Genomic DNA, 26,718 nt, shown 5'->3' on the forward strand with positions numbered 1-26,718 from the left:
ACGGACTGTCTCCAATGAAGTTTGAAAAGCAGTATTATGAGAACTTAGAAAGTGTCTAGAAAACTAGGGGCTTACCACATTGCCCAGTTACCAAATTTTACCGAGCCTGACTCAACCCAGTTAGTAAAGATAAGTTCAATAAGAAAACCTAAAATTAGGCCCCCAAATAGCACCCCCGCCATTCCTGCGATAAAGAGCTTAACTAGATCTTTCATTTTAAATTATTTTCAATTATTCCAACGTCTAAGCATCTTAACGTATGCGAATGTTACTGACTAGATATGAAAGTAGATGCTCTAGTGCAAGGATTCAGGTGACTTGCACTTACTTATTCATATAGTTCTTTGTGTACATGAGGTTGATGAAAATAACGACAATCCATTAAGACCATAAAACGAGTGTTGTCAGCGTTAGATCATATCCTATTGCCATAATTTACCTAATGATAGTGGTTGCTTTAAGACCGTAAGCTCTAACCAATTCCTGTCCAGAAACGAGTTAGCGAACGCTGAAAGTATCGTATAAGCATAACTTTTTTAAAAGCATTAATCTCACCCCGTAGCGCTTCGCTTTCACGAAGAACACGGAGGTAAAGCTCAAGCGCTTAAACGGCTTGAGCAGTTACCTTTGTGCGTACTCTTAGCGTCTTTGATGGTGAGACGAGTGCTAAATCATTCTTCTATTTACAGCACGCCACGGCGTTTTTGGTCACGCTCTATCGACTCAAACAGGGCGGTAAAGTTGCCTTCACCAAATCCTAAATTGTTTTTACGCTGGATGATCTCGATAAAAATTGGCCCAAATAGGTTTTTAGTGAAAATTTGCAGTAGGTAACCGTCTTCGTCACCGTCGACTAAAATCTGATGATGCTTAATTCGTTCACGATCCTCGGTAACCTGAGGCAATTTTTCAAAGATGGTATCGTAATATTCAGGAATGATATCTAAGGTCTGAATAGAGGAGCCTTCCATCGCGTCGAGTGAGCCCACGATATCACGGCTTCTAAAGGCAAGGTGTTGTACACCCGGGCCATCGTATTCACGTAGATACTCATCAATCTGGTTCTTGTCGCTGCCTTTACCTTCATTAATCGGAATGCAGAAACTGCCATCTGGCGAACGCAGAGCATATGAGATAAGCGCTGTTTGTGAGCCTTTAATGTCGAAGTAGCGTACTTCAGTAAAACCAAAAATGTCTTTATAGAAATTTGACCAGTGCTCCATGGTGCCTTTGTAGACATTATTGGTGAGGTGGTCGACTTCGATAAAGCCTTTCTCCTGAACAATGACTTGTTCGTCCAAATCCTCAAAATCGGTGGCATAGATATTGTCGGTTTCACCAAAGGTGTCGATGAAATAGATAAGGCTATCACCAATGCCGTAAATTGCGGGATAAGGCATGTCTTTGGCTGCATCGTCAGCAGGTTTAGCGCCACGCGCCACCGCACCTTCAAAAGCCAATTGGGCGTCTTCAACGCGCCAGCCCATTGAGCAAATTGCTGGGCCATGGCTTTTGGCAAACTCGGCAGAAAAACCTTTACGTTCGGTATTCAACAGAAAGTTAATGTCATTTTGTTTGTAGTACAAAATCTCTTTAGATTTTGACTTTTTCAGCAATGAAAAACCGAAATCAATAAAGACCTGATGCATATAGTCTTGTTCAGGTGTGGCAAACTCGGTGAATTCGATGCCGAGTAAGCCTAGTGGGTTTTGTTCGCTTGCCATTGTAATGTCCTCTGTCAATTTGATGCTACATACCAGCCACTCTATTGGTGGCCTTAATTCATGAACTATCGCGTTAGCTTTCAATCCAAGAACGGTTGTAGTCGTTGCTCATGCAATGCTTTACATGTTCCGTGAGTTTGAGTGGGGCGAAGGTATCGACCATCACTGCGTATTCGTAGGTTTCGGTTTTACCAATAGAGGCTTCAGTACGGCCTGGTTGAGGTCCGTGAGGCACGCCTTTTTGGTGTAGTGTCATATAACCCGCTTCAATGCCTGTACGGCTCATAAAGTCGCCATCGACGTAATAGAGCACTTCATCACTGTCGATATTGCTGTGATAGTAAGGTGCAGGTATAGACTGGGGGTGAAAGTCGTACGGGCGTGGTACAAAATTGCAGATAACAAAGTTGTGTGCGGTAAATACGAGGTGGTCCGATGGTGGCAGGTGGATTTTACCCACTTTAGGGGCGTATTCCTGGATATTAAAGGCCCATGGGTACACACAGCCGTCCCAGCCGACTAAATCAAATGGGTGCCATTCAAGTGATGTCAGTTGATACTTATCACCAAATTTACACACTAACGGGAAGTCGCCTTGCTCTACGATGGCTTCTTGTAACTCGGGCGTGCGGATATCGCGCTCACAGTAGGGCGCCGATTCAAGCATCTGGCCGTATTCGTTACGAAAATGCTTTGGCACCTCAACCATAGTTGATGACTCAATAACAAACAGTCTTACATTGCTGTAGTCATTAAATGTTAACTGATAAGTTGTGCCGCGAGGGATCACTAGGTAGTCCCACTTTTTAACGCTAAGCGCGCCATACTCACTATAGAGTGTACCTTCACCTTCATGAACAAATACCACTTCGTCTGCATAGGCATTACGATAAAACTCGCAGGTATCTTCAGTAACATTTGCCGTGTACATGGCCACATCATTATTAAAGAAGATTTTATTGCGGCTATTAAAAAAATTACCACTGCAGTCTGCTAACTTTGTGTCGAGTTTATAGTTCTGTACTAATGAGTCTTGCCAGTCTTCGCCATGAGATAGCATGTAAGGGCTAACAGTAAGCGCCTTGGTCGGCATATTGTGGTGATACTTATTCGAGTAGATATTGGAAAAGCCATGAGTGGAAAACAACTCTTCACGGTAGAGTTCTCCATTGTCTTTTTTGAATGTGATATGTCGCTTAGCGGGAATAGTTCCTTGCTTCACATAAAATGGCATATTCGCTTTCCTTCAGTGTGCTAGCGCACTTATCTAGGTTGTAATGTGATCTAGCTTCAATTTAGTTGCTTAAACAAACAAAAAAAAGAATAATAATTGGCTCAACATCATCTAAATTTTAGATGGTATGTTTAGGTTTACGCAAAGGAAGCAATATGCGAATCGATGTTGATGCGTTTAAAGTACTGCAGGTTTTAGTCGAAGAGGGCAGTTTTGCTAAGGCTGCAGAGCGTTTACATAAGGCTCAGTCTGCAGTGAGTTACCAGGTTAAAAAGCTTGAGCAACACCTTGGCGTAAATCTTTTTTGTCGCGACCAGTATCGAGCAGAATTAACACCTGAGGGCAAAGTTATCTTGGCTGAAGGGCAAAGGTTACTGCAGTACCTTGCCAATATTGAGCATTTAGCGAGTCGCTTTAGTGAAGGCTGGGAGCCTAAACTTGAGATGGTTATCGACGGCGCTTTGCCAATGAAACCTATTATGCGCGCGTTAAAACGTCTTGCTGAGTTACAGATCCCTACCAAAGTTCAGCTCAACATGGAGTTTCTAGGCGGCGTACAGGATAGGTTTGAGCGCGACAGTGCCGATTTAATGTTGGTGAAAGATTATCGAACGGGGCCAAGTTATCGGCCGCAAGCCTTACCTGATATTACTAGTGTTTTAGTTGTTGCTGCAGACCATCTATTGGCAAATGAGAAAAAACTGAGTCTGTTTGAGCTACAACAGCACGTAGAATTAACCATTGAAGACTCCTCATCAGATAAACATTACCGAGATGAACTGCAGTTTGGTGGCGATAAGGTGTTTTACCTCTCAGGGTTTATCATGAAGAAAAATGCACTGTTAATGGGCTTAGGTTTTGGCTGGATGCCTGACTTTTTGATTGAATCGGAGCTTAAAAGCGGTGAACTGGTAGAAGTGGATTTTAGCGGTGGCAATCGTTACAGCTTTACTCCTCAGCTAGTGTCGACCATGGAGCGACCGCTTGGCCGAGCAGGGCGCTTATTTACCGACCTGATTATGGAAGAGTTTGCTTGTGAAAAACATCACATCTAATGATTGGGATCACGTTAACTGACCTGATTGCAGAATGAATAGATAAATGCATATTATCGGTAGCGTTTTGCACTCAACACACGTTTGTATTTGGCTGCAGTAAAAAGCTTTATTGGCTATCGAACTCATTCGCTAGTACATGCAGGTTAGGTTTGCTACAGATTAAGTTATTGATTTATTTTGGTATTTAAGTGGCATTTAAGCGGTTTTGTTGTGGTGTGACGTTAAGTTTGGGTTCAGTTTACTTAGATTAGAATAACCTTCATCGAACTTGGTACAGCATATGCAACGTTAAAGACATCGCCTTTCGGGCTGGTATTTAACGTAATGCCATGCAAGTAGCTATGCAAACATTTATGTAAAAATTTATGCAAATAGCTATGTTAGTTGGAGGTTTAAATGAAGAGCTCAATTTTGCAAGGTTACCTAGCGAGCCTATATTCCAAGTATGCAACGGATCTAAAACTCGGTGTTCACTATGTTTCCGATCTGCGTTTACAAGAGTTTGTGGCAGATCTCGAAGCCGACGGTATCTTGTTAACGTCATTTGATTGGGCTGAGTGGTATCAAAACAGCTATATGGTCGACAGGCCAGAGTGTATTGCTGACGCATCATTTTACGAATGCCAGCTATTGTTAACGGCAATGGCGCGTATCGATAGCTTTAGTCCTGGTATTTTAAGTAATATGCGTTGCCAAGGCGTATTAATTGCCATTGTAGAACGTTTCCAAAGTTTGAATTATCAAGCAGCGGTGTAATTCCAATTGCTAAAAGGATAAATCAAGATATTAAAAGAGCCGCATTAAGCGGCTCTTGTTATTCTAGTTACTCTTGTTGCTCTTAACAGAACAAGGGAGAAATTAGCCCTCGAAAGGCACAGGCCTTGGGGTGTTTTTATTCGATGGCGGTAAAATAGGTAGCACGATTTGTGGCTGCTCACCTGTCAGTGAATTTAAGAATGCCACCATCTCTTTAACTTCTTTATCAGACAGCTTTTGACCTAGTTGAATATCAGCCATGGTGTTAACTGCTTCTTCAAGTTCCCAAACACTGCCATCGTGGAAGTACGGGTAGGTAAGTTCGATATTACGTAGTGTTGGTACCTTAAATACAAACTTATCAGCTTCTTTGCCTGTTACAGCCTTTCTGCCTTCAGCTGGGTTATCGGTATGGAATGGTTTAACAAGACCCATTTTCATATACATAGTGCCGCCAACAGCAGGACCGTTGTGACAGCTTACACAGCCTTTATCTTTAAATAACTGGTAACCGGCTTTTGCTTGCTCGCTAATCGCGTCTTTATCACCCTGAAGGTATAGATCGAATGGCGCGTTTGGCGTGACTAAGGTTTTTTCAAATTCTGCTATCGCATCGGTGATCATATCCATGCTGATAGTTTTTGAGTCATAGACGGTTTCAAAGTGTGCTTGGTATGCAGGCATAGAGCGTACGGTATCGACTGCAAGTTCATGGGTAAAGCCCATCTCTTTAGGGTTAGCGATTGGGCCCGCAGCTTGCTCTTTAAGATCTTTCGCTCTGCCATCCCAAAATTGTGCTAGTCCATATTCGGCGTTTAGAACAGTAGGCGAGTTGATTGGACCTTCTTGCCAGTTGTGACCAATTGATGTTGGTAACGCATCAACGCCGCCAGTAGATAAGTTGTGGCATGAATTACATGAAATAAAGCCTGATTTAGATAATCTTGGTTCGAAGAATAACATCTTACCGAGCTCAACTTTTTCAGGGTTTGTTATAACCGCCGCAGAAATGATTTCAATGGGCTCACTGGATGCATTTGAGCTAACAGACAAAGTAGAAAGAAGAGCGATAGAGAGCAAACTAAGCTTATTCATTTTAGCCTCAATTAAACATTACAATTTATAGGGTTAATTTAAGAGGCGATAATAATGTAGTTTTATAAAATAAGGTAACGCTTTGTTTCGATTAGGACTATCGTTGATTTGGATTGATAATTTGAGAGGTTGGTCGCAGACAGACTACCTAATGTTAGGTAGGTTTGTTAGTTCTTCATCTGATTGTGTTGATTTTAATTTTCGGGCGACCCTAATGACAGCTAAAACCGTTTAACCTTCACCACTGTTTTACGGCTTTTTATTTTAATTCCCCATTAAAACCTTTCTATCGCATCTGCGACGGCGCTGATTTCAATACGACTGACGCTGTTTTAGACTGACGCTGTTTGAGATAGGGTCTATTTTGATAGAGGCTGTGCTAAATAGGACCTATTTTAGCCTGGAAGGCTAGATTTTTGGCGTTATTGTGGGGATTGACTAAAATCTTGGATAGGTTTAAAAACGCGGTCATCGGACTCTTCGCTTTGAAAAGTAGCTTTGAACAGCAGCTTTGAGTACAGGTGTGTGGCGTTGAATATAGAAAAGGTAAGGTGTGAAAACGAGTCTTTGCGTTTTGAGATACAAGAGCACGGCTTGGGCAGGCTTTTTTAAAAGGCAGGCTAAAGCTGCTGTGTGCCTATTGGCTTTATGCTGTGCCGGTGGAGCTTATGCCGATACCCTGTATTTGACTTCTGTTCATTGGCCGCCTTTCTCGGGAGGGCAATTAAAACATCAAGGCGCATGTATTGCTGTGACTCGAGCGGCGCTAAAAGCGGTAGGCCATAATGTTGTTGTAGATTTCTACCCATGGAGTCGAGCGGTGAGAATGGCATCACGTAATAATTCTAAGTACCTTGGTTACCTTCCTGAATATGCATATCCAACAGATAAGTTTGTTTTTTCTGAGTCTATGGGGCGAAGTGGCTTAGGTTTAGTAGAGCAAAAGTCCCATCCTATCAGCTGGACGCAGCAGAGCGACTTGAATCACTATACTATCGGAGTGGTTGAAGGTTATGTCAATACTCCAGAACTGGATGGGATGATGGCACAAGGAGTGCAGCCTTTTGAGGCGGTGGCATCGGATCAACATAATGTGAACAAGGTGGTTACTGGTCGAATCGACGGTGCGATAATTGATGAGCATGTTCTGCAGTATATTTTGGCGCAACCGAATATGAAGGCGCTAAAGCATAAACTGCAATTTAATAAGAAGCTTTTGACCTATAAAGAGTTATTTATCGCATTTAAAAATAATGAAGCGGGGCGTAAGTGGCGTGAGCGATTTAATCAAGGTCTTAGCAAAATTGATGTGAAGGCTATTTTAGAAAAAAATATGGTTCAGTGATGTTATTTATCTGAGTTAACCGGTATGAAACCTCAAGTCTTTTTCTCCCCAAATCGTCTTTATTAAAATACTTATTTATTAAAAACTGTCTTTATTAAAAGTCTTCTTTATCAAACTATCAATGAGAACAAATGAAATCAGCGACTTTTGGGCCACATCGCTGAGCAGTTAGCTCCTACATGATGAATGATATTGAGCGAAATCAAAGCCTGACAGGTTCGCCTTGAATGCGTAAAAGCTTACTCAATATTATTGAGCAAGCTTAGTTAACTTTTTTCATTAGTTAACTGATTACACAAGATAAGCATTCAAGATAGATTTGAGTTTCGACTCGCCACAAAAACCTTGCTGCAATACCTATTACTTAACAAGATCATTAGGCCTTTGCCACTACGGTTTGGCCGATAGGGGTTAAACTCAATATCGCTAATTTGAGATGTTGCAAAGCAAATGGGATCCCGATAATCGTGACCGCACAAGCTAATGCATGAGCAATGTGCCCGATAGCTAGCCAGATCCCAAAAAATAGGAACCAGATAATATTACCCACCATGCCAAATGCGCCGGTACCTATATCTTCACTGCCCGTTAGTGTGCGTCTATTGATTGAATCTTGTCCAAATGGCCAGAATGTCATTTCACCTATTACAAAGCAGGCTCTACCGAAGGGAATGCCGATAATACTGATAAAACACAGTAGCCCTACAAACCACCATGCTAGACCCATAACAAAACCACCTAAAACAAACCAAGCAATATTAAACACTAAACGTAGTACTGCCATTAACGGCTCCTTAATTTTCATTCCCTCTTTAGGGTATGTTTTTATCTAAGCGATTTTCGTGCCAACATGTAAGCTATTGTATTTAAGTGTTTTTAATTGTAATTTGCTAGTGAGTAGAAAGTATCGGTAAGCCTTTTGACTAATAATTAGTGATTTTTACATTGAGTCTTCAGCAGGCTTACTTTGCGGCTATGAGCAAAAATTGAGTTGTTGCTACTTTTAATCCTGTGGATAGGTTATTAATTCTCTTACCTCAAATGGGGCAAAGGTTTAGAATAGACTGGGAAAAATTATTAATTAACCGTCAGGGATCTGAGTGAGTACTTCTTTGTTAGCTAACACACCGGTAGAAACCATCTCTTTTAATGGCAATCATGTTTATGTCAAACGTGACGATCTGTTAAGTGAGGCATTTTCTGGAAATAAAGCGCGTAAATTTGCCTATTTTCTTGATAATGAATTTCCAGGTAAGTCTGGTTTAGTCGGCCATGGCTCGCCTGTAGCCAATTCTCTGTATTCGATGTCGGCATTAGCCAAAATTAAGGGATTAAGGCTCGATTTTTATGTCGACCATATTGCGGAACAGGTATTGAGCTCGACGGTTGGTAACTATGCCGCAGCCATCGCTAACGGTGCGAATGTCATTGATGTGTCAACGTTGTCGGATAGGCAAGATTTGAGCTGTATTGAGTATATTGAGCAACATGTTTTACCCCATCATGATGAACTACTGCTTGTTCCTGAAGGAGGGCGCTGTGAATATGCACGCTATGGGGTACATAAATTGGCACAAGAAGTGGTTGATTGGTGTGCGAGTGAGCAGCTAAGTGAGTTACGAGTGTTTCTCCCCTCGGGAACGGGCACAACGGCGGTATTTTTAAGTGAATATATGGCGTTATATGCGCCACACATCGAAGTATTAACGTGCGCCTGTGTCGGTGATAACGATTATCTAAAACAGCAGTTTAGGCTTCTGGTGAGTAATGAGCAATTACACCCTAGGATTGTTGATATAGGCAAAAAATATCATTTTGGTAAGCTGTATAAGCCTTTTTACGATATGTATAACAAGGTGTCAGAGTCAGGTATTGAGTTTGAACTACTTTACGATCCACTTGGCTGGATGTGTGTTGAAAAACTACTTGATACAGAGCCGTGCTTACCAATGCTTTATATTCACCAAGGCGGGTTACTCGGTAATGCAACTATGCTCCCCAGATATAAACGTAAATACAGCTTCTGAGATATAAACGTAAATATGACTGGTAAGATTTAAAGATTTAGCGGTAACAGACGCTTTGGAATATGAGTTAGGAAGAGATTATTCCATTTGGTTAGGCTAGATACCTTTCAGTTAAGTAAAGCAGTTAGGTAAAGCCTAAACCAAATGAATGTGACTAAATAGCTGAGTAGATGTGTCAGTCCTATTCGTTTGCCTATGAAGACAAACATTCGATACGAGTGAGAGGAGGTGTATCGAAGAGTCAGTTTTTACTATTTTAGCTTATTTATTGCTAGACAATAACCATTTCATAAATTGAAGCGCTTCAGTACGCTTAGAAAATGTTTGTCTATTTTTGCCTTGACTGTCAGTAAAGGCGATTGATGTTTTGTTGACTGAAATAGAATCAACTGGAAAGTTAACTGTAATTTCATGTCCATTTACTTGGTATGACATATGCCACACTCCTTTTATTTTAAGCTACCTAATACAGGTAGTGCTTTTTAACAATAAGATATCCTTAGCATTTTTGCGAAAGATGAATTTTAAGTTCTATTCGAGATTACTCATCTTTTAATGCTTATACAAGTCGCTTGCGTTTAATTATGTATGTGAATGTGTTTGCGATGTCACAAATTTCACATATAAACAAGCTGCTTAGCAGTTAAGCATAATGTTATGACAGTAGCATGACTGTAATAAAGATGATTTTAACCAGTTGAGATAACGCTTATGTGGGGATCAAACGACGAGTCGTGGATTTTACAAAAAGGCGGTGATTTCTATCTAAAAGGGTCTATCTGAAAAACTGAGCGAATTATATTCAGTGTGGTTTTAATGTCAAGCCTTTAATTGAACAATTTCTGCTTTTTTTACACTCAATTGAGTGTTAACAGTGGGTTAAAGTTTGCTAAGGTGTGTAGCACTTGTTCTGCTAGCGCAAGGAATCGTCCTTCTAATGGAGTCTTCATGTTACGGTTTACCTCAGTTTTAGTCTTATTTATCGCACTTATCACTCCTTTTGTTGCACATAGTACGGGCGTTATCACGGCTGCGCAGCAACCAGCCAAGGATCCCCAGACACTACCTGCCAAAGAAGAGTTATACGATTATAAAGACAGCTTATTTCGAGATACCCCAAGGGGGACGCTGGCAGGATTTTTCGAAGCCGCATTTGAGCAAAATTATGATAAAGCGGCTAAGTATTTGGACTTACGATACTTACCTGATGGAATGAATGCCGAGCAGGGGCCTGAATATGCCAAGCAGCTGATAGCCATCATTGAACGAAATCTTTGGGTTAACCTGCAAGAGATAAACGATACCCCAAATGGTAGAAGTGGAGACCAACTGCCAAATTATCGTGATGCCTTTGGCAGAGTAGAGATTAAAGGCAGTGAGATAACGCTCTTGTTGCAAAAGGTACCAAGTAAGCAGCTTGGTTCTATTTGGAAAGTGTCTAATGCCACGGTTGCAAAAGTGCCGTTGCTTTACAGTGAACTCGGTTATGGCCCTGTCGTTGAGTGGTTTGTAACACATATTCCCGAGGGGCACCTGTTTAAGCTGAACCTGTGGGAGTGGGCATTACTGGTTTGTTATTTGATACTAGCCTTGCTGGTGGTCACTCCGATTACATGGATTGCTAAAAAGTTTATTTTACGCAGCGGTTATCAGTACAAAGAGGATGTTGCTTCTCTAGTCGTTGGTCCATTTAGGTTGTTAGCTGCATTACTGCTTGTTAGAGGCTGGATGTCGCACACAACACTTTCTGCAAATGTTATTGAGATAGTCAATACAGGCGTTTTGCTGCTTATTGCGGTCATCTGGTTTATCTGGTCTCTGACTGACGTGGTTCAAAATAGCTTACGGCTTCGATGGATTAACCGTGGTAATAGTGAAACGGCGTCATTATTAAGGCCGCTTGCCAATTTCACTCGAGTGATCCTCGTAATGCTATCGGTGCTTATTTGGCTTGAACATTTAGGCTTTGATGCTTCAACTATTCTTGCTGGTTTAGGCATTGGTGGTATTGCCGTTGCGTTAGCGTCTAAACAGACGATTGAAAACTTTATCGGTACTATCACCTTGTATTCCTCTGCGCCCATTAAGGTGGGTAACATAGGACGGTTTGGCAGTATTACTGGCACGGTTGAAGAGATAGGGCTCAGGTGCACTCGAATACGGACGATTGAACGCTCGGTGATTAATGTGCCGAATGCTCGATTATCTGAAATGGATATCGAGAATATCTCTGAGCGAGAAAAAATAAGACTAAAAACAGATATCCGTTTGGATTATCGCACCACAACCGAGCAGATCCATAATATTATTGATGATATCCGTACCTTGCTTGAACAACATGAGAAAGTAGAGGAGAGCCCGCTCAGGGTTACGTTTAAAGGTTTTGGCTTGTATGGTTTGCAATTAAATGTATTTGCTTATATTGGCACCACTGACTTTGCCGAGTTTCAGTTAGTTTCAGAAGAACTTCATTTTGGCATTATGAATATTGTCGCTGAACATGGCTCAAGAATAGTGCCTGTGGTACCTGTTGCTGCGGCTCAGGGTTAGCTTAAGGTTCTACACTATTTTTCTAAACTATATCTAAACTATATCTAAGCTATTTTTAAACAATGGTCCCGCTCTGCACTATGATGCTCGCGCAATAAAAAAGGTCACTTAAAGTGACCTTTTTTATTGCTGATTGACAGTAAGCATCATTAATAAATGAGCTCTCCAATTGGATTGAGTATTTTGCTAATACCTTTAGTAAAATGCAGCGGAGCATCGACAACCGTGTAGCATAAACAGCCTGTCATTGATTTAGGCGAGTGTTGATGGTTAGCATCTAACTCAATAAAATCACCAGGTACATATTGACTAAACTCATCTTCAAAAGTCCCCTCAAGAAGCAAAGTTATCTCCTGACCTGTATGGGTGTGTTCAGGGATCTCACCGTCTGCATCGATATGCAATAAACTTGCTCTAGCACTGCCTTCATCAGCATCGAGTCGCATACGGCTTATCTTGCCAAATCCACTCCATGATTTCCCCGCTTGTTGCTTAAAAGCGCGCGGTAGTGCAAATTTAACCCCCTTAACTTCAACGACGGTTTTTGAATCATTACTTGTTTTGGTTGTGACATTTATGACTGGGGCTAATCTTGTAATTTGATTTAGCATGTCGCTAAAATCCATCGATGCAAAAGCTCCAGCTTCAGAGTTTGCAGACGTAGCTAAACTCATTTGAGCTTGTTGTTCGGTGTAGTTTTTTAGTTTTTTATTACACACAGCACATAGTTCACAATGAGCCGAAACGGCGGTTGCTAAGCCTAAATGTAGTTGTCCCTGTGCATGCAAGATCAACATTTCATCTTTGGGGTGGAATTTAATCATAGTGTTTCTCCAAGATACCTTTCAGCTTGACGAGGCCTAACCTAAGTCGTGACTTTACCGTTCCTAACGGTACGCTCAATTTACTCGCAAGTTCTTGTTGGCTTAGCTCTTGTAAATATATTCCCTTGACCACTTGTCTTTGAAGAGGTGGTAAGTCGTCTACGTGTTTTAATAACTTGGCAGTAAGTATGTGATCTTCATGCTCGCAGGCTTCAGCAGAGTCAAATACAGGCCAAATATCATCTGCAAAAGTGTCTTCTTTGTTGTGTTGAACTTTACGCAACATATCAAAGCAGCGATTTCGCATGATAGTAAATACCCAGGTGGTAATTGAACCTTTCTCAGCGTTAAAGAGGTGCGCTTTGGTCCATACGGTTGTCATGGTTTCTTGCACTAAATCCATGGCAAGACCTTGGGTTGAAAGCTTTTGGCTGCCAAAGTTTAAAATCTTGGGCGCAAAATAACTAAATAAGTGCGCATAGGCTTGCTTGTCACGATCAGTGGCAACGTTAACGAGATGTTCTGTGAGCTGAGCTAGCAGATCGTCTGGGTTGGTATTATCCATAGTTTGCTTAGTTTGCTTAGTTTGCTGAACATAAGCTTTATCATAACCACTTTGGTAACGTTGTGATTGAATATTTTGCATTATTCTCACTCTGTTATGAAAAGGGCACTATTAGTTAGTTGTTAATCAATAGTTGCCGATCAAGATGTTTTAGATAGATACGGAAAGGATTAAAAATAGGATCAATTTATTTTATGACATCGTTTATCATTGATAAGGCTAACAGGTGATCCTTGGCTGCAATACAGTACTGTTTGTCCGCTAGAGGCAGTGGCAAAATCTCGAGCCATCTCTGGCAGACCCATGTTAGGTCGTTAAAATTTTCATTTTTATAATGTCGCAAATGTTCTGGATATTCAGTTAATATCTCTTTTAATATTGTCGTGTACTTTTTTTGTTGCTCTTCTACAGGCTGCGAGTGCCATGAAGGCAGCAAGGTAGCCTGTCCTTTTTTTAGTCCGTCAGCCTCTATGACATAAGTGCCGAGCTCAAAGCGCTTAATGCCTTTTATGGTTACCCCTAGTAACCCCCCCTCTAAGGTTTCGAAGTCCACTATTTTGCAAAGCGTTCCCAAGGGGAGCAAGGTTTTGTTATCAATGTCTAACATACAAGCACCGAACCCAGAGTTATCTAGCAATGATTCTTTAACGAGCCGTAGGTATCTAGGTTCGAAAATTCGTAGCTGAGTAAAGCCACCGGGTAAAATACATATTTGGAGAGGGAAAAGTGGTAATTTCATGATAATTGATGCCTTAGGAAACTAATGTCCTATACGGCATTACCCATTTCCTCGATCAATTTTTTAGCAGACTTTCTGCGCTTTAAACATAAATAACTTAGCAGCGTTATCAGTTTGTCTGATGATGTTGATATTTAGATCGCTTTTCTGTGGCATAGACAAATGATTTAAGCGTATAAATCATTATAATCATAGGCAAAGAATTATAGATTAAGGGATGCTCATGGCTCAAATGTTGGCAAGTGTCGATCAACGAACCAAGCTGGTCGGTGAAAATCGTCTCGAGTTATTATTATTTCGAATAAGTGCGACTCAGCTGTTTGCCATTAACGTTTTTAAGGTCAAGGAAGTCGTTAAAGTACCACCTCTAAGTGCAATGCCTGGTAGCCACAGTAGTATTATTGGCGTCGCGAACCTTCGAGGTCTATCTATACCCGTTATTGATTTACGTAAGGCGATAGGGTTTCGTCCGTCAGTCATACAGCCTGAGAGTAATCTTATCGTTACTGAGTATAACCGCTCGGTACAAGGCTTTTTAGTGGATAAAGTCGAGCATATCGTTAATCTGACTTGGGGGGATATTATACCGCCACCAAAAACGGTTGGACGAGATAATTATTTAACTGCAATAACGCGAATTGAGTACCAAGATAAGCAAGAGTTGGTGTCAATAATCGATGTTGAAAAAGTGCTTGCTGAGATTATACATTACGACATTAGATTATCGGATGGTGTGCTCGATGAGCAGCTGTTGCCGTCAATGAGCGGGCGTAAAGTACTGATTGCCGATGACTCTGCTACGGCAAGAAGGCAGGTACGTGAGACGCTTGAGCAGCTAGGGATTGAAGTCATTGAGGCCACTGATGGCCTTGTGGCACTCAATCAGCTAAAAAAATGGTGTGACGAAGGCAAAGTGATAACCGATCACATTTTAATGCTGATCACCGATGCTGAAATGCCCGAAATGGATGGATATAAGCTCACTCATGAAGTGCGCAGCGATAAACGTATGGCAGACTTGTTTATTACGTTAAATACCTCATTGAGTGGTAGCTTTAATAATGCGATGGTCGAGAAAGTCGGTTGTAATCGATTTATTTCAAAATTTCAACCGGACTTACTCGTAGAAGTGGTACAGGATAAATTAAGAGAGACATTAATGGGCTAGTTTCAGCTAGTGCAATCGAGCACTAAGATTAACAAGTTTGCTTGTTAGTCTGCGTGCTCTTCTCTTAAGTCGCCCAATACTTGCTTTTTTAGCTCTGGTACGGCGGCGATATTAATTTGTGCGATACGAACGGCAAAACCGAATCTCTCTTTACCCACGATGGCGACAACATCTTCTAAAAACCGTTTATCTAAGGTGAATTGTTTGGCATAAAATGCGATGGCCTGGCTTACTGAGCGATAATTAACGCCATCGAAACTAAATGAGGCATCATAGCCGTAGTCATCAATTACTACACCGTTTAAACTTAACGGCCAGCCGCTATAATTGACTCTGTCTCGGGCGATTTCATACATCATCCAGCCGCTCTTTTTAAAGCCACCAAAGACTTTATCTTCAAACTCAGACTCTTCAAGTTCTTGCTTGGTCCAATTGACCCCAATGGCTAAGTGCTTCTCATAGATCCGCATTAACTCGTCTTTAACGGCCATTTTACAGTCCCAAATAGAGGTGAGCTTATGCTGTTTAGCCAGCCTTAAGCATTCGCTACAGCAAGGAACTGTTAGGGAAGGGTGCGGAGTATAGGTTTCTTTTAGATAGCCCCACTCTTGATTGCTTGGCTCGCCACAAAACCAGCAATGATGTCTGCGATCAAACGGGATATCGATTAATGGGGTTATCTGCGACACGGGATATTTTCCTTCATGATAAAACAAAGCGCACAATGGATTAGATTGTGCGCTTTGATGTAGCAATAACTTGGTCAGTACAAAAAGAGGTTGTTTATTACTCTTTTTCAACATCGACTAGCGATGTAGCCAATACGATTGGGTCGACTTCTTGACAGTCTTGATCGGCAATCCAGTCAACGCCAATTAATACACCGTCGTCATTTAAATCACTCACCCAGAATTCTAAAAACTCTTCAAGAGTGATGGCTACTGCTTGGTAACCTTCCCATTCGTCAGTGCAGTGACTTTTGGCTTGAGCTTCTTCAGACCATAAAGGCATCACATCAGTGGCTTCGTATTCAGACGAGTCACAGACTACCCAACCTTCACCGGTTTCATCTTGAAGGCCCCAAACAACCTGGGATTGTTTTACGTTATTGATGAAACTTTCTACTGCTGGAGTCATTTCAGTCATGATTAATCTCTTGTTTGGTTAGGTGTAAATAAGCCATATTTCAATGTGTATTAGTCTGCAACTGGCTTAGCATTTTAGCAAGTCATTTAAGGTAATTATCTCTAGCTGAATATAGCAACAGTATCTTATATCAGCGACTTTAGGTCGCAATTTAAGCATTTGCTACACATTCGTCATTTCGGCGTAATATTAGCGTGAATTTAGTCTATATTATGCTGCTAGCATAGTATGCTATTTTACAAGGCTTGCTAAAACCTCGCGAAAACTCTTAAGAAGTCACTCAAGGCTCAATGCTTGAATGAATTTCAGCCAAGATGAAGCGAGTTTAAGGTAAGTTTAATCAAGCCACGTCATTTTGTACGTTACAGTCATTCATTTTGGGAGTCTTCTATTGTTTAAATCAATCCCCCTGGCTACAGCGCTTCTACTTACAAGTTCAGCTGTATACGCAACGTCTGAACAGCCTAATTGGGCAAGCTGTGTTGCTGAGCTACAACAAACCGCAAAAGCTCAAGGTATATCACAACACACTATCGATACGACGTTGGCAAACGTTAAATACGTGCCAAGAGTCATAGAGCTTGATCAAAAACAACCAGAGTTTAGCCAGTCGTTTGAGAACTACTTTACTAAACGTGTTACCGATTGGCGTGTGGAGCAAGGTCGCAAGCTCTATCAAGAACATAAGGTCTTGTTAGATAAACTGGCAAAAGAGTACGGCATTCCGCCTCAATATCTTTTAGCATTTTGGGGGCTAGAAACGAATTTTGGCTCCTATAAAGGCAAGATGTCAGTTCTTGATTCTTTAGCAACACTAGCCTGCGATCCTAGACGTAGTCAGTATTTCACTACCGAGTTAATGCAGGCGCTAAAGCTTAAAGAGCGCTATAACTTTGCTGAAACAGACATGGTCGGCTCGTGGGCTGGTGCTATGGGTCATACACAATTTATGCCTTCTGCTTATGCAAAATATGCGGTTGACGGTAATGGGGATGGTAAAGCTGACCTGTGGAATAGCACCGAAGATGCGTTGACCTCAGCTGCTAACTTTTTACAAAATCTTGGTTGGAAGCGCAATGAGCGTTGGGGGAGGGAAGTCACCTTGCCAGCCAACTTCTCTTATGCCCATTTGGGTAAGGCTGAAGCGCAGCCTCTTGTTCGATGGGCCGAACTGGGTATTACTCAAACTAACGGCTCGCCGCTGAGTACACCCGACATGCAAGCTGCACTTTATTTACCATCAGGTCATACCGGCCCTGCATTTCTCGGCTACGACAATTTTGATGTGATTATGCGCTGGAATCGTTCGACATTTTATGCGATAGCGGTAGGCCATCTTGCTGATAGAATTAATGGTGCCGTAGCGTTAAAGGTTGCACCACCTAAGATGCCAAGCTTAAGTCGATCTCGCGTTAAAGAGCTACAAGTTCAACTTAATAGTTTAGGTTATGATGTTGGTAAGCCTGATGGCATATTGGGCGCTAAGTCTGTAAAAGGGCTGCAGGCTTACCAAAAGAGTCAAGGGCTTGTCGCCGATGGTTATCCTGATGAAGCGACTTTTAAGGCGCTGAAGGTTAAGTAAATTATCCGTTAAGTCAGTTATCAGTTAAGTCAGATACCGATTAAGTAAGCCAAAACTAAGTAAAGTAACCCCAGTTCAAAGTGAGTGAATTTATTTAATTTTGACAAAGATGTATTCAAAACGAATGCATCTTTATTTTATCTAGTTAGATAACACTAGAGGCTTAAGGCGAGTTTTGCTAAGCTGCGGCCACAAAATTAGAGTTAAGGAATACCATGAGCATTAAAGATGATTCAGTCGTGCAGTTTAACTACACATTACGTGATTCGCAGGGCGAAGTATTAGAAACCAATGAAGGTTTAGACCCTATTGCATACCTTCATGGCCATGACAACATGATGCCTGGTGTTGAAGATGCTCTGACCGGTAAAGACGTTGGTGCTAAATTCTCTGTAACGCTGCCTGCGAGTGAAACTTATGGTGAGCGAAATGACGATGCTGAGCAGCGTGTTTCTGTTAAGCACCTTCAAGGTGCGTCGGTATGGAAGCCAGGTATGCGTGCACTGATCAATACCGATGAAGGTCAACGTCAAGTCACTATTATTAAAGTGGGCAAGTTCATGGCAACTGTGGATGTTAACCACCCACTAGCAGGCCGTGAATTGACTTTCGATCTTGAAGTGATCGACGTACGTGATGCGACCAATGAAGAGATTGCTCATGGTCATGCCCACGGTAAAGGTGGTCACCACCACTAAGCTAGAAGCTGGCGCAATCGCAATCAGCCGTTCTGAGCCCAACATTGGTTGGGCTTTTTTGTTATTTTAAAACGTGTAGTTTAAAACATATTGTTTTAAACCTGTAGTTTTTAGAGATGCTACCCCTTATGATTATTCACTTTAGCGCCGGGAAATTGGTTGTTTCACCTTTTGAAATTCAAGTGCGTTTAGAAAATGGCTGTCAGCTATATGCTATGGTTGATGACATTAAATTTCACCAGGATGCTTTGATACTTGTTGCTGATGCTGGCGCAGTGCGGTGGAATATCAAATTAGATTCAACTGAGCAATTGCAACAAATAATGCAGGAGCTGGGGATCGGCGAATAAACTCATTCGCCAGTTCCGTTGAGCTTTACATGACTCTTTTGTAATTTATTATCGTTTCGATATTAGCCTCGACCATGAGCAGACATTAAATCCAATTCAGGCCCGTTGGGCACAATTCGGCTTGGGTTTATCGTGTCATGGCTAAAGTAATAATGTTGTTTAATATGCTCAAAATTAACGGTTTCAGCTATTTTTGGTAGCTGATAGATGTCTTTTAAATATCCCTGAAGGTTGGGGTAATCAACAATGCGTGTTTTATTGGTTTTAAAATGGCCAACATAAACAGCATCGAACCTAATGAGCGTGGTAAACAGCCTGATATCGGCTTCGGTGAGCTCTGAGCCGGTTAAATAGCGTTTGTTTTCGAGTAACAATTCAATTTTATCTAGTGCATTAAACAGATCGTTATAAGCCTCATTGTAAGCCGTTTGCGTGGTAGCAAAACCTGCACGGTAAACGCCGTTATTAATTGCCGGGTAAATAAAGTCATTGAGCTCATTAATTTGTTGACGCAGATGTGCAGGGTAAAAATCTTTAGTGTTACCCGTTAAATGATCAAACTCGCTGTTTAACATGCGTATTATTTCTGATGATTCGTTACTGACAATCGTTTGGTTCTGTTTGTCCCATAATACGGGCACGGTAACGCGACCATTATAGTTGGCTTGGGCCTTTTGGTAGATCTGGTAAAGGTAGTCGGTTTGATTAAGTGTGTCTTTGTCTGCACCATCAATATGCAGGGCAAGCTCACTTTGTTTATCACCAGCAAATTCCCAGCCGTTACTGAGCATATGCGGTTCAACAATGCTCAGACTGATGATGTCTTCAAGACCTTTCAGTTTACGAAAAATGAGCGTTCTATGTGCCCAGGGGCAGGCCAGTGATACGTATAAATGATAACGATTCTTTTCGGCTTTAAAGGGGACAAGCCTTGAATCAATAGTCTGTTCATCGGCGGTGATCCAGTGACGAAAGCTTGACTCCTGGCGCTGAAATTGGCCATCGTTATCTTTAGTTGAGTACCATTGATCTACCCATCGTCCGTTTTGAAGAAGACCCATCTTGAATACTGCCTTATTTTTGATTATTCACCTAACAAGCTTATGTGCTAAATAGTGATAAATAAAGTCGATAAAATAGGATTAACCATTCTAAAACTGTGAACATAATTAAGGCTTTATGGTTTATGATTTTATCAGCTTGAGTTGTAAACTTGGGTCAGAGTCACTATAGGCTAACGGATTGTAGGCTGGTATTATCACTGCCTATTTAACAATTCTAATTGCAAAGGGACACTATGTCAGACTCCAAACTTGAGCGTATTACCATTGAACCCACCCGAGAAGCCAAAGCCTGTGTCATTTGGTTACATGGCTTAGGAGATTCAGGTGCAGGATTTGCTCCTGTTGTCCCCGCGCTGGGATTAGGTAATGATCATTGTATACGGTTTGTTTTTCCCCATGCACCAGAGCAAGCGGTGACAATTAACGGTGGTTATGTCATGCGTGCCTGGTATGACATTAAGAGTATGGATTTGCATGATCGGGCTGACATGGTTGGTGTAAAACAGAGTGAACAAGCGATCATCGGTTTAATTGAAGAACAGGTCGCATTGGGCATTTCAACAGACAATATTGTGTTAGCTGGGTTTAGCCAAGGTGGCGTAATGAGTTTATACACTGGCTTGAGGTTACCCCTGAAATTAGCCGGGATCATGGCTCTGTCTTGTTATTTACCCAGTGGTGACTCTTTGCCAGATGGGATCTCAGGTGTAAACCAAGAGACGCCAATTCTTCAGCATCACGGCATAGATGACGATGTCGTTCCCGTCACTGCAGGCGCAACAGCACATGAATTGTTGAATAAAGCAGGTTTTAACACCCAATGGAAAACCTACCCAATGGCGCATAATGTGTTGCCTGAGCAGTTACGTGACATCTCTATTTGGTTACAGCAAGTCCTACCAAACGCAAAATAAAATCTGTTCGATGCTTTTTTGAGCAGGTCTTGTCGATGTTTTATCGTTAGGCCTGTTCGCTATTGAGGATAATCCGATAATTTACGCCTTATGCATAATCTTATGTATTGTTTGACTTTATTTTACTATTTACTGCCAATATTTCTACCCGCTTGGTTTATTCCCCTTGTTGCTATCCCCCTTGTTTTTTGGTTAGAACTATCTCTGTCATAATTTGTATATAAAAGAGTCGCTTAGATCACGATGTGTAATAATTGTGACACAAATTACGCCTAAGCTTTGATAAGATGGCTTGGCGCAAAAGGAAATGATGCCTTTTGCTAGATAACGATAAAATTACAAAATATAAAAAATAATCAAGGGGTTGATTGTAATGAATAAGATTTTACTAAAAGGACTCGTCGCGACGGCTGTTGTTACAGCGTTAACGGCTTGTGGTAGTGATAATAACGATTCTTCACCTAAGACATGTGCAGAAGCTGGTGACGCTTGTAGTAAGTTTACTGTTTTGCATACGAATGATAACCACGGTCGCTTCTGGGAAAACAGCAAAGGCGAGTACGGTATGGCCGCACGTATGACGCTTATCGAGCAGATCCGTGCAGAAGTTGAAGCAAACGGCGGTGAGTCCATTCTATTGTCTGGTGGTGACATCAATACTGGTGTACCAGAGTCAGATATGCAGGACGCAGTACCTGATTTCGTTGGTATGAATTTACTTGGTTATGATGCTATGGCACTTGGTAACCATGAGTTTGATAACGATTTATCTGTGTTAGGTATGCAAGCAAAGCTAGCTGACTTCCCAATGCTAGCGGCTAATATTTATCACAAAGATGATGAAGGTAACGTGACTGATGAGCGTTACTTTGACCCATATAAAGTATTTGAAGTTAATGGTGTTAAAATTGCCGTTATCGGTCTAACAACCAAAGATACAGCTAAGCTAGTTAACCCGGACAATGTCGCTAAGATCCATTTCGCCGACCCTGAAGAAGAGATCACGAAGGCGATCGCCGAAATTAAAGCCAATGAAACCGTTGATCTGATTTTTGCAACTACACACATGGGCCATTACGCCGATGGTAGCCATGGTAGTGAGGCACCTGGTGATGTAACGCTAGCTCGCTCGTTAGAGGCTGGTCAATTGCAAGCGATTATCGGTGGTCACTCACAAAACCCTGTATGTATGGAAGGCAATGAATATGCTGACTTTACTCCAGGTGATGAGTGTAAACCTGATCAACAAAATGGTACTTACATCATGCAAGCCCACGAGTGGGGTAAGTATGTTGGTCGCGCCGATTTTGAATACTTTAACGGTGAGCTGCAGCTTGCGAGTTACAAACTTATTCCAATTAACTTAAAAACTAAGTTAAAAGATGAGAATGGTGAAACTGTTAAAGATGAAAACGGTAACAGTGTTTACGTGAATATTGGTGAAGAGATTGAACCAGATCCAGTTGTTACTTCTGTATTGAAGCCATTCCAGCAACAAGGTCAAGAGTTGCTTGATGAAGTTATCTCGGCAACTGACGCTAAACTTGAAGGTGATCGTAATGTTGTTCGTGCAGAGCAAACTAATTTAGGTCACTTACTGGGTCACGCATATAGAACATTTAACTTAGTTAATGCTGACTTTGGTGTAATGAACTCTGGTGGTGTACGTGATTCAATCGCTGCTGGTGAGATCACTTACCGCGATGTACTGACTGTTCAGCCATTTGGTAACTTCGTAACTAGAGCAACCATGACTGGCGCAGAAGTAAAAGACTACTTAAATGTTGTTGCCACTAAGACTGCGGGTTCTGGCGCATATGCTCAGCTTGATAACATCTCTATGACGGTTGATTGTGCTGCTGGTGAAGTTGATATTACTGATATCAATAACAAAGGCTTTAGCTTAACTGACACATACTCGTTCTCAGTCATTAGCTTCAGTGCTGCTGGTGGTGATGATTACCCTGTGATTGATGTTGAGTCGACTCAAATTACTGACGCTGCAGCATTACGTGAGTTCTTTGTTGCTAACCCAACAGTTAAAGCTGCTGATTACGCACCTGTTCCTGGTAAGCTTGTTTACATGAACAACGGTGTTGAAGTTAAGGGGTGTCCAGCTACAAACTAATGCTAAGTAAGTACGCTTAATTCTGATTTTAATCATTTAGGCGCAAGTGATCTTAGTGTAAAAGAAGGCCAGTCATTCGTGACTGGCTTTTTTATTAATTTCACTATCTTTCATCTCATCACTTGAAAAACCATTTTTACATCCACATATTAGTAATAAGGTCGCTCAATGAGGGCCTAAACAAACTATTTAAAAGTTGTGCCTTCGGGGCAACATTTAAATAAGAAGCGCGAATTAGCGCTTCACAATCGGTGCGACACGTGTCGGCCAACATACTTTTATATTGCTTAATACAAGGATATACCCATGAGAAACTACGACTTAACCCCACTATACCGCAGCGCTATTGGATTCGACCGCTTAGCTCAACTTGCAGAACACGCGGCATCTAATAAAGGCAATTCCGGTTACCCTCCATACAATATCGAATTGATAAATGAACATCGTTACCGTATTACTATGGCCGTAGCGGGCTTTACGATGCAAGAACTTGATATTACCAGTGAAGGCGACAAGCTGTTAGTGAAGGGCATAAAGGCTGAAGAGAAAGAAACTCGTAAGTACCTTTATCAAGGCATAGCTGAGCGCGGTTTTGAGCGTACCTTCCAACTAGCAGACTATGTTACTGTGGTTGGCGCAAACTTAGAGAACGGCTTGTTGAATATTGATCTGAAGCGTGAGATCCCTGAAGCGATGAAACCAAGAAAGATTGAAATCGCTAGCACGAGATTACTCGACGCAGAGTAATCGCGCGAACTCATATAGCCTATTCAATAGGTCACATCCAATAACTGCATTTAAAAAGGGAGCCAATTGGCTCCCTTTTACTATTGGGTGATGCGCGTCCTAAATTGGATGATGCATTTAGTCACTACAAATGAACACAGACTATGCTTTCATCGCCTTTTCACCGCGGGCAAGACCGACAACACCTGAGCGAGAGATCTCAACCACCTTGGTCACATCTGCTAGCGCCGCAATACAAGCATCGAGTTTTTCTGTTGTACCAATTAATTGCACAGTATAAAGACTTTGAGTGACATCAACAATTTGGCCGCGGAAAATATCGGCTAATCGTTTCACTTCTTCACGGTTGTCACCGTGCGCCTTTACCTTTATCAATGCCAGTTCACGCTCGACATGTGCTGATTCGGTAATGTTAGAGACTTTAAGTACATCAATAAGCTTATGTAACTGCTTCTCTATTTGCTCGAGTACATATTCGTCAGCATTTACAGTAACGGTCAATCTTGACAAGGTTTTGTCTTCTGTTGGCGCGACCGTTAGGGTCTCAATGTTATATCCGCGCTGTGAAAATAGTCCTACAACGCGTGAAAGGGCGCCGGATTGGTTCTCAAGTAATACACATATAATTCGACGCATTAGCTTTTCTCCGTTTTACTTAGCCACATTTCATTCATTGCACCACCACGGATCTGCATTGGATGTACGTGCTCGGTCTCATCGACATGAATATCCATAAACACCAGTTTGTCTTTCATGCTGAGTGCTTTTATAAGACCTGCTTCCAAGTCAGCTGGATTGCTAATCGTCATTCCTACATGGCCGTACGCTTCAGAAATCTTGGCAAAATCAGGTACTGAGTCCATGTAAGACTGTGAGTGACGGCCTGCATAGATCATATCCTGCCACTGCTTAACCATACCCAAAAAGTGATTGTTTAGGTTAATAATAATCACCGGAATATCATATTGTAGCGCGGTAGAAAGCTCCTGAATATTCATCTGAATTGAGCCGTCACCGGTAACACAGATAACGGTTTCATCTGGCATTGCGAGTTTAACGCCTAACGCGGCAGGTAGACCAAAGCCCATAGTTCCTAGGCCACCAGAGTTGATCCAGCGACGTGGCTTATTAAACGGGTAGTACAGCGCTGCAAACATTTGATGCTGGCCAACATCTGATGCGACATAGGCATCACCGTTAGTTAGCTTATGCACGGCTTCGATGACCTGTTGCGGTTTGATTTTTTGGTCATTCGTTGAATATTTAAGGCTATCAACAGCTCGCCACTTGGCAATATCACTCCACCACGAATCATTGGCACCTGGATCGGTAATACCATAGTCGTTGGTTTCGATCTGCTTGAGCATATCGTCTAGGATTTTTTCGGCAGAGCCTACAATAGGAATATCGACCCGAATTGTTTTTGAGATTGAAGAGGGGTCAATATCAATATGTAAAATTTTGGCATTTGGACAGTACTTTTCAACATTATTGGTCGTACGATCATCAAAACGTACACCAATACCAAAAATAAGGTCGCTATTATGCATGGCCATATTGGCTTCATAGCAGCCATGCATACCTAGCATGCCGACACTATTTTTGTGGGTTCCAGGAAAGGCGCCTAGACCCATTAGTGTACTTACCACTGGGATCCCAAGCTTTTCTGATAAAGCAAGAATTTGTGCATCGCAACCAGAAATTACCGCACCACCACCGACATAAAGTACTGGCTTCTTAGCTTCAAGTAGCGCTTGTAGGCCACGACGAATTTGACCTTTGTGTCCGGTTGTCGTTGGGTTATATGAGCGCATGCTGATATCTTCAGGATATTGATAATCATGCAAAATCGCCGGGTTCATACAGTCTTTTGGAACATCAACTACTACCGGTCCTGGGCGACCACTTGAGGCGATATAAAACGCTTTTTTGATAATGGCTGGAATGTCTCTTGGATCGGTGACCAAAAAGCTGTGTTTAACCACTGGGCGTGAAATACCAATCATGTCGCATTCTTGGAATGCATCATTACCAATAAGATTACTGGGTACCTGGCCTGAAATAACAACTAATGGAATAGAGTCCATATACGCGGTTGCGATGCCGGTAATGGTATTGGTTGCACCCGGTCCGGAGGTCACAAGTACCACACCAACCTCGCCAGTTGCACGGGCGTAACCATCAGCCATATGCACTGCAGCTTGTTCGTGACGTACTAGAATATGTTCGATATTGGATTTTTCGTGCAGCGCGTCATAGATATCCAGAACAGATCCGCCTGGATAGCCAAAAATATGTTTTACACCTTCATCAATAAGAGAACGGACAACCATACTGGCGCCAGATAACTTCTCCATAATACTTCCTCTTAAGTTACCGCGACGGTATGCAGTATCTCGATACAGCGACGGTAATCGCTCTAATAGTTAAGCTCAGACGGTAATCTTCACTCGTGAAATGCCGAAAAATGCTGTTAGAAAACTAACTACAGTATTAAATTGCTCGGCAAACATTCAAACTGAATGTATTTTCATCATATAAAACCCTTGGTTTATTACAAGTGATTTAATTGAAAAACTGTTCTAATTGAAGAATTTTCATTATCGCTGCAAAAATAGTGAATAAAAATAGAGTATTTATAGGGAGGTAGTGCTCGCAACATTACTGCGAGGAGGTTAATGATAGGAGGTCGATTAATGATGGCAGAGCAATTATTTTGAGTTTGGTTATTTAAGATGATTAGGTATGAGGGCGGTTATTTAAGAGTACGATTATTGAACTTTGGTGGTCTAAGTGGAGTTTTTGGGCGTTATTGAGGAGAATGGCAAATGAGGTTGCTGTTATAGAAAATACTAAATACTAAATACTAAATACTGAGCCTTGCTGTGGATACAAGGCTTAATGCATACACTTTTAATAACGAGATTGAGACTGTAACTAACTTTGTGTAACTGCTTATCAAACTGTACTCTAAAAAGAGTCAAGGATAGGCATATACTCATGA

General features: G+C 41.7%; 26 protein-coding genes. 12 read left to right on the top strand and 14 right to left on the bottom strand.

Going from position 1 to position 26,718, the window contains the following annotated elements:
• Positions 1 to 71: 71 nt before the first annotated feature.
• The 3 genes from ACVBIK_RS18950 to ACVBIK_RS18960 all read right to left on the bottom strand — a co-directional run bounded on the left by ACVBIK_RS18950 (position 72) and on the right by ACVBIK_RS18960 (position 2,958).
• Entirely contained in the window at positions 72 to 215 is a 144-nt protein-coding gene (locus tag ACVBIK_RS18950) for a hypothetical protein (protein ID WP_447170276.1), read from the bottom strand.
• Between the two features lie 468 nt (positions 216 to 683).
• Entirely contained in the window at positions 684 to 1,724 is a 1,041-nt protein-coding gene (hppD, locus tag ACVBIK_RS18955; protein ID WP_447162857.1) for a 4-hydroxyphenylpyruvate dioxygenase, read from the bottom strand.
• A 73-nt stretch (positions 1,725 to 1,797) separates the two neighbouring features.
• Positions 1,798 to 2,958 (bottom strand): homogentisate 1,2-dioxygenase, encoded by a 1,161-nt coding sequence (locus tag ACVBIK_RS18960; RefSeq protein ID WP_447170277.1) that lies wholly within the window; start codon positions 2,956 to 2,958, stop codon positions 1,798 to 1,800.
• 155 nt (positions 2,959 to 3,113) lie between these two features.
• Between ACVBIK_RS18960 and ACVBIK_RS18965 the strand changes: the two genes are divergently transcribed.
• A complete protein-coding gene (locus ACVBIK_RS18965; protein ID WP_447170278.1) occupies positions 3,114 to 4,013 on the top strand; it encodes a LysR family transcriptional regulator in 900 nt (299 codons plus the stop codon).
• Between the two features lie 399 nt (positions 4,014 to 4,412).
• Entirely contained in the window at positions 4,413 to 4,772 is a 360-nt protein-coding gene (locus tag ACVBIK_RS18970; RefSeq protein ID WP_447161371.1) for a DUF6508 domain-containing protein, read from the top strand.
• A 102-nt stretch (positions 4,773 to 4,874) separates the two neighbouring features.
• Here ACVBIK_RS18970 and ACVBIK_RS18975 read toward each other — a convergent pair whose 3' ends face one another.
• Complete coding sequence (locus ACVBIK_RS18975; RefSeq protein ID WP_447170279.1) at positions 4,875 to 5,867, bottom strand: cytochrome-c peroxidase; 993 nt, start codon at positions 5,865 to 5,867, stop codon at positions 4,875 to 4,877.
• A gap of 631 nt (positions 5,868 to 6,498) precedes the next feature.
• Between ACVBIK_RS18975 and ACVBIK_RS18980 the strand changes: the two genes are divergently transcribed.
• Positions 6,499 to 7,212, top strand: coding sequence for a substrate-binding periplasmic protein (locus ACVBIK_RS18980; protein ID WP_447161382.1), 714 nt, complete (start codon positions 6,499 to 6,501; stop codon positions 7,210 to 7,212).
• Between the two features lie 376 nt (positions 7,213 to 7,588).
• Here ACVBIK_RS18980 and ACVBIK_RS18985 read toward each other — a convergent pair whose 3' ends face one another.
• Positions 7,589 to 7,996: a YccF domain-containing protein gene (locus tag ACVBIK_RS18985; protein ID WP_447161369.1), complete on the bottom strand. Its 408-nt coding sequence runs from the start codon at positions 7,994 to 7,996 to the stop codon at positions 7,589 to 7,591.
• Between the two features lie 328 nt (positions 7,997 to 8,324).
• Here ACVBIK_RS18985 and ACVBIK_RS18990 point away from each other — a divergent pair, with 328 nt between their 5' ends.
• Positions 8,325 to 9,239, top strand: a complete 915-nt coding sequence (locus tag ACVBIK_RS18990) for a pyridoxal-phosphate dependent enzyme (protein WP_447170284.1) — start codon at positions 8,325 to 8,327, stop codon at positions 9,237 to 9,239.
• Positions 9,240 to 9,500: 261 nt separating this feature from the next.
• Here ACVBIK_RS18990 and ACVBIK_RS18995 read toward each other — a convergent pair whose 3' ends face one another.
• Positions 9,501 to 9,674 carry a hypothetical protein gene (locus ACVBIK_RS18995; RefSeq protein ID WP_447161368.1) on the bottom strand — a complete coding sequence of 58 codons (174 nt, stop codon included), beginning with the start codon at positions 9,672 to 9,674 and terminating at the stop codon, positions 9,501 to 9,503.
• A 513-nt stretch (positions 9,675 to 10,187) separates the two neighbouring features.
• On the opposite strand from ACVBIK_RS18995, the gene ACVBIK_RS19000 reads away from it, so the two are divergent.
• Complete coding sequence (locus ACVBIK_RS19000) at positions 10,188 to 11,789, top strand: mechanosensitive ion channel family protein (protein ID WP_447161367.1); 1,602 nt, start codon at positions 10,188 to 10,190, stop codon at positions 11,787 to 11,789.
• Between the two features lie 149 nt (positions 11,790 to 11,938).
• Here ACVBIK_RS19000 and ACVBIK_RS19005 read toward each other — a convergent pair whose 3' ends face one another.
• The 3 genes from ACVBIK_RS19005 to ACVBIK_RS19015 all read right to left on the bottom strand — a co-directional run bounded on the left by ACVBIK_RS19005 (position 11,939) and on the right by ACVBIK_RS19015 (position 13,917).
• On the bottom strand, positions 11,939 to 12,613 hold the full coding sequence (locus ACVBIK_RS19005; protein ID WP_447170280.1) for a ChrR family anti-sigma-E factor: 675 nt from the start codon (positions 12,611 to 12,613) through the stop codon (positions 11,939 to 11,941).
• Positions 12,606 to 13,259: a sigma-70 family RNA polymerase sigma factor gene (locus ACVBIK_RS19010; RefSeq protein ID WP_447170281.1), complete on the bottom strand. Its 654-nt coding sequence runs from the start codon at positions 13,257 to 13,259 to the stop codon at positions 12,606 to 12,608. The genes ACVBIK_RS19005 and ACVBIK_RS19010 overlap by 8 nt, the downstream gene beginning before the upstream one ends.
• Before the next feature lie 106 nt (positions 13,260 to 13,365).
• Positions 13,366 to 13,917: an LON peptidase substrate-binding domain-containing protein gene (locus tag ACVBIK_RS19015; RefSeq protein ID WP_447161364.1), complete on the bottom strand. Its 552-nt coding sequence runs from the start codon at positions 13,915 to 13,917 to the stop codon at positions 13,366 to 13,368.
• Positions 13,918 to 14,140: 223 nt separating this feature from the next.
• Between ACVBIK_RS19015 and ACVBIK_RS19020 the strand changes: the two genes are divergently transcribed.
• The gene (locus tag ACVBIK_RS19020) at positions 14,141 to 15,085 is read left to right on the top strand and encodes a chemotaxis protein CheV (protein ID WP_447161363.1); all 945 of its coding nucleotides are present in this window, start codon (positions 14,141 to 14,143) and stop codon (positions 15,083 to 15,085) included.
• A gap of 44 nt (positions 15,086 to 15,129) precedes the next feature.
• Here the strand turns inward: ACVBIK_RS19020 and ACVBIK_RS19025 are convergent, their stop codons facing one another.
• Together ACVBIK_RS19025 and ACVBIK_RS19030 are read right to left on the bottom strand one after the other, a co-directional pair.
• Positions 15,130 to 15,774, bottom strand: a complete 645-nt coding sequence (locus tag ACVBIK_RS19025; RefSeq protein ID WP_447161362.1) for a hypothetical protein — start codon at positions 15,772 to 15,774, stop codon at positions 15,130 to 15,132.
• Between the two features lie 97 nt (positions 15,775 to 15,871).
• Positions 15,872 to 16,231 (bottom strand): DUF2750 domain-containing protein, encoded by a 360-nt coding sequence (locus ACVBIK_RS19030; protein ID WP_447162854.1) that lies wholly within the window; start codon positions 16,229 to 16,231, stop codon positions 15,872 to 15,874.
• Between the two features lie 391 nt (positions 16,232 to 16,622).
• On the opposite strand from ACVBIK_RS19030, the gene ACVBIK_RS19035 reads away from it, so the two are divergent.
• The 3 genes from ACVBIK_RS19035 to ACVBIK_RS19045 all read left to right on the top strand — a co-directional run bounded on the left by ACVBIK_RS19035 (position 16,623) and on the right by ACVBIK_RS19045 (position 18,861).
• A complete protein-coding gene (locus ACVBIK_RS19035; RefSeq protein WP_447161360.1) occupies positions 16,623 to 17,813 on the top strand; it encodes a lytic murein transglycosylase in 1,191 nt (396 codons plus the stop codon).
• 215 nt (positions 17,814 to 18,028) lie between these two features.
• Positions 18,029 to 18,511, top strand: a complete 483-nt coding sequence (locus ACVBIK_RS19040; RefSeq protein ID WP_447162853.1) for an FKBP-type peptidyl-prolyl cis-trans isomerase — start codon at positions 18,029 to 18,031, stop codon at positions 18,509 to 18,511.
• Positions 18,512 to 18,639: 128 nt separating this feature from the next.
• A complete protein-coding gene (locus ACVBIK_RS19045; protein ID WP_447161358.1) occupies positions 18,640 to 18,861 on the top strand; it encodes a DUF3389 family protein in 222 nt (73 codons plus the stop codon).
• A 62-nt stretch (positions 18,862 to 18,923) separates the two neighbouring features.
• Here ACVBIK_RS19045 and ACVBIK_RS19050 read toward each other — a convergent pair whose 3' ends face one another.
• The gene (locus ACVBIK_RS19050) at positions 18,924 to 19,922 is read right to left on the bottom strand and encodes a glutathione S-transferase family protein (RefSeq protein ID WP_447170282.1); all 999 of its coding nucleotides are present in this window, start codon (positions 19,920 to 19,922) and stop codon (positions 18,924 to 18,926) included.
• Positions 19,923 to 20,158: 236 nt separating this feature from the next.
• Here ACVBIK_RS19050 and ACVBIK_RS19055 point away from each other — a divergent pair, with 236 nt between their 5' ends.
• The 3 genes from ACVBIK_RS19055 (at position 20,159) to ACVBIK_RS19065 (ending at position 23,714) form a co-directional block, all read left to right on the top strand.
• Positions 20,159 to 20,839 (top strand): alpha/beta hydrolase, encoded by a 681-nt coding sequence (locus tag ACVBIK_RS19055; protein WP_447162851.1) that lies wholly within the window; start codon positions 20,159 to 20,161, stop codon positions 20,837 to 20,839.
• A 373-nt stretch (positions 20,840 to 21,212) separates the two neighbouring features.
• On the top strand, positions 21,213 to 22,967 hold the full coding sequence (gene ushA, locus ACVBIK_RS19060; RefSeq protein WP_447170283.1) for a bifunctional UDP-sugar hydrolase/5'-nucleotidase UshA: 1,755 nt from the start codon (positions 21,213 to 21,215) through the stop codon (positions 22,965 to 22,967).
• A 306-nt stretch (positions 22,968 to 23,273) separates the two neighbouring features.
• Positions 23,274 to 23,714, top strand: a complete 441-nt coding sequence (locus ACVBIK_RS19065) for an Hsp20 family protein (protein ID WP_447161354.1) — start codon at positions 23,274 to 23,276, stop codon at positions 23,712 to 23,714.
• A 141-nt stretch (positions 23,715 to 23,855) separates the two neighbouring features.
• Here ACVBIK_RS19065 and ilvN read toward each other — a convergent pair whose 3' ends face one another.
• Positions 23,856 to 24,350 carry an acetolactate synthase small subunit gene (gene ilvN / locus ACVBIK_RS19070; RefSeq protein ID WP_447161353.1) on the bottom strand — a complete coding sequence of 165 codons (495 nt, stop codon included), beginning with the start codon at positions 24,348 to 24,350 and terminating at the stop codon, positions 23,856 to 23,858.
• The gene (locus ACVBIK_RS19075) at positions 24,350 to 26,071 is read right to left on the bottom strand and encodes an acetolactate synthase 3 large subunit (RefSeq protein WP_447161352.1); all 1,722 of its coding nucleotides are present in this window, start codon (positions 26,069 to 26,071) and stop codon (positions 24,350 to 24,352) included. Before ACVBIK_RS19075 ends, ilvN begins: the two co-directional genes overlap by 1 nt.
• Positions 26,072 to 26,718 lie beyond the last annotated feature (647 nt).

The organism is Shewanella sp. 125m-1 (genome assembly GCF_052977065.1).

Coding starts and splice junctions, on each gene's coding strand:
- ACVBIK_RS18950 (WP_447170276.1), bottom strand. CDS start 215: ATGAAAGATCTAGTTAAGCTCTTTATCGCAGGAATGGCGGGGGTGCTA.
- hppD (WP_447162857.1), bottom strand. CDS start 1,724: ATGGCAAGCGAACAAAACCCACTAGGCTTACTCGGCATCGAATTCACC.
- ACVBIK_RS18960 (WP_447170277.1), bottom strand. CDS start 2,958: ATGCCATTTTATGTGAAGCAAGGAACTATTCCCGCTAAGCGACATATC.
- ACVBIK_RS18965 (WP_447170278.1), top strand. CDS start 3,114: ATGCGAATCGATGTTGATGCGTTTAAAGTACTGCAGGTTTTAGTCGAA.
- ACVBIK_RS18970 (WP_447161371.1), top strand. CDS start 4,413: ATGAAGAGCTCAATTTTGCAAGGTTACCTAGCGAGCCTATATTCCAAG.
- ACVBIK_RS18975 (WP_447170279.1), bottom strand. CDS start 5,867: ATGAATAAGCTTAGTTTGCTCTCTATCGCTCTTCTTTCTACTTTGTCT.
- ACVBIK_RS18985 (WP_447161369.1), bottom strand. CDS start 7,996: ATGGCAGTACTACGTTTAGTGTTTAATATTGCTTGGTTTGTTTTAGGT.
- ACVBIK_RS18995 (WP_447161368.1), bottom strand. CDS start 9,674: ATGTCATACCAAGTAAATGGACATGAAATTACAGTTAACTTTCCAGTT.
- ACVBIK_RS19000 (WP_447161367.1), top strand. CDS start 10,188: ATGTTACGGTTTACCTCAGTTTTAGTCTTATTTATCGCACTTATCACT.
- ACVBIK_RS19005 (WP_447170280.1), bottom strand. CDS start 12,613: ATGATTAAATTCCACCCCAAAGATGAAATGTTGATCTTGCATGCACAG.
- ACVBIK_RS19010 (WP_447170281.1), bottom strand. CDS start 13,259: ATGCAAAATATTCAATCACAACGTTACCAAAGTGGTTATGATAAAGCT.
- ACVBIK_RS19015 (WP_447161364.1), bottom strand. CDS start 13,917: ATGAAATTACCACTTTTCCCTCTCCAAATATGTATTTTACCCGGTGGC.
- ACVBIK_RS19020 (WP_447161363.1), top strand. CDS start 14,141: ATGGCTCAAATGTTGGCAAGTGTCGATCAACGAACCAAGCTGGTCGGT.
- ACVBIK_RS19030 (WP_447162854.1), bottom strand. CDS start 16,231: ATGACTGAAATGACTCCAGCAGTAGAAAGTTTCATCAATAACGTAAAA.
- ACVBIK_RS19040 (WP_447162853.1), top strand. CDS start 18,029: ATGAGCATTAAAGATGATTCAGTCGTGCAGTTTAACTACACATTACGT.
- ACVBIK_RS19045 (WP_447161358.1), top strand. CDS start 18,640: ATGATTATTCACTTTAGCGCCGGGAAATTGGTTGTTTCACCTTTTGAA.
- ACVBIK_RS19050 (WP_447170282.1), bottom strand. CDS start 19,922: ATGGGTCTTCTTCAAAACGGACGATGGGTAGATCAATGGTACTCAACT.
- ACVBIK_RS19055 (WP_447162851.1), top strand. CDS start 20,159: ATGTCAGACTCCAAACTTGAGCGTATTACCATTGAACCCACCCGAGAA.
- ushA (WP_447170283.1), top strand. CDS start 21,213: ATGAATAAGATTTTACTAAAAGGACTCGTCGCGACGGCTGTTGTTACA.
- ACVBIK_RS19065 (WP_447161354.1), top strand. CDS start 23,274: ATGAGAAACTACGACTTAACCCCACTATACCGCAGCGCTATTGGATTC.
- ilvN (WP_447161353.1), bottom strand. CDS start 24,350: ATGCGTCGAATTATATGTGTATTACTTGAGAACCAATCCGGCGCCCTT.
- ACVBIK_RS19075 (WP_447161352.1), bottom strand. CDS start 26,071: ATGGAGAAGTTATCTGGCGCCAGTATGGTTGTCCGTTCTCTTATTGAT.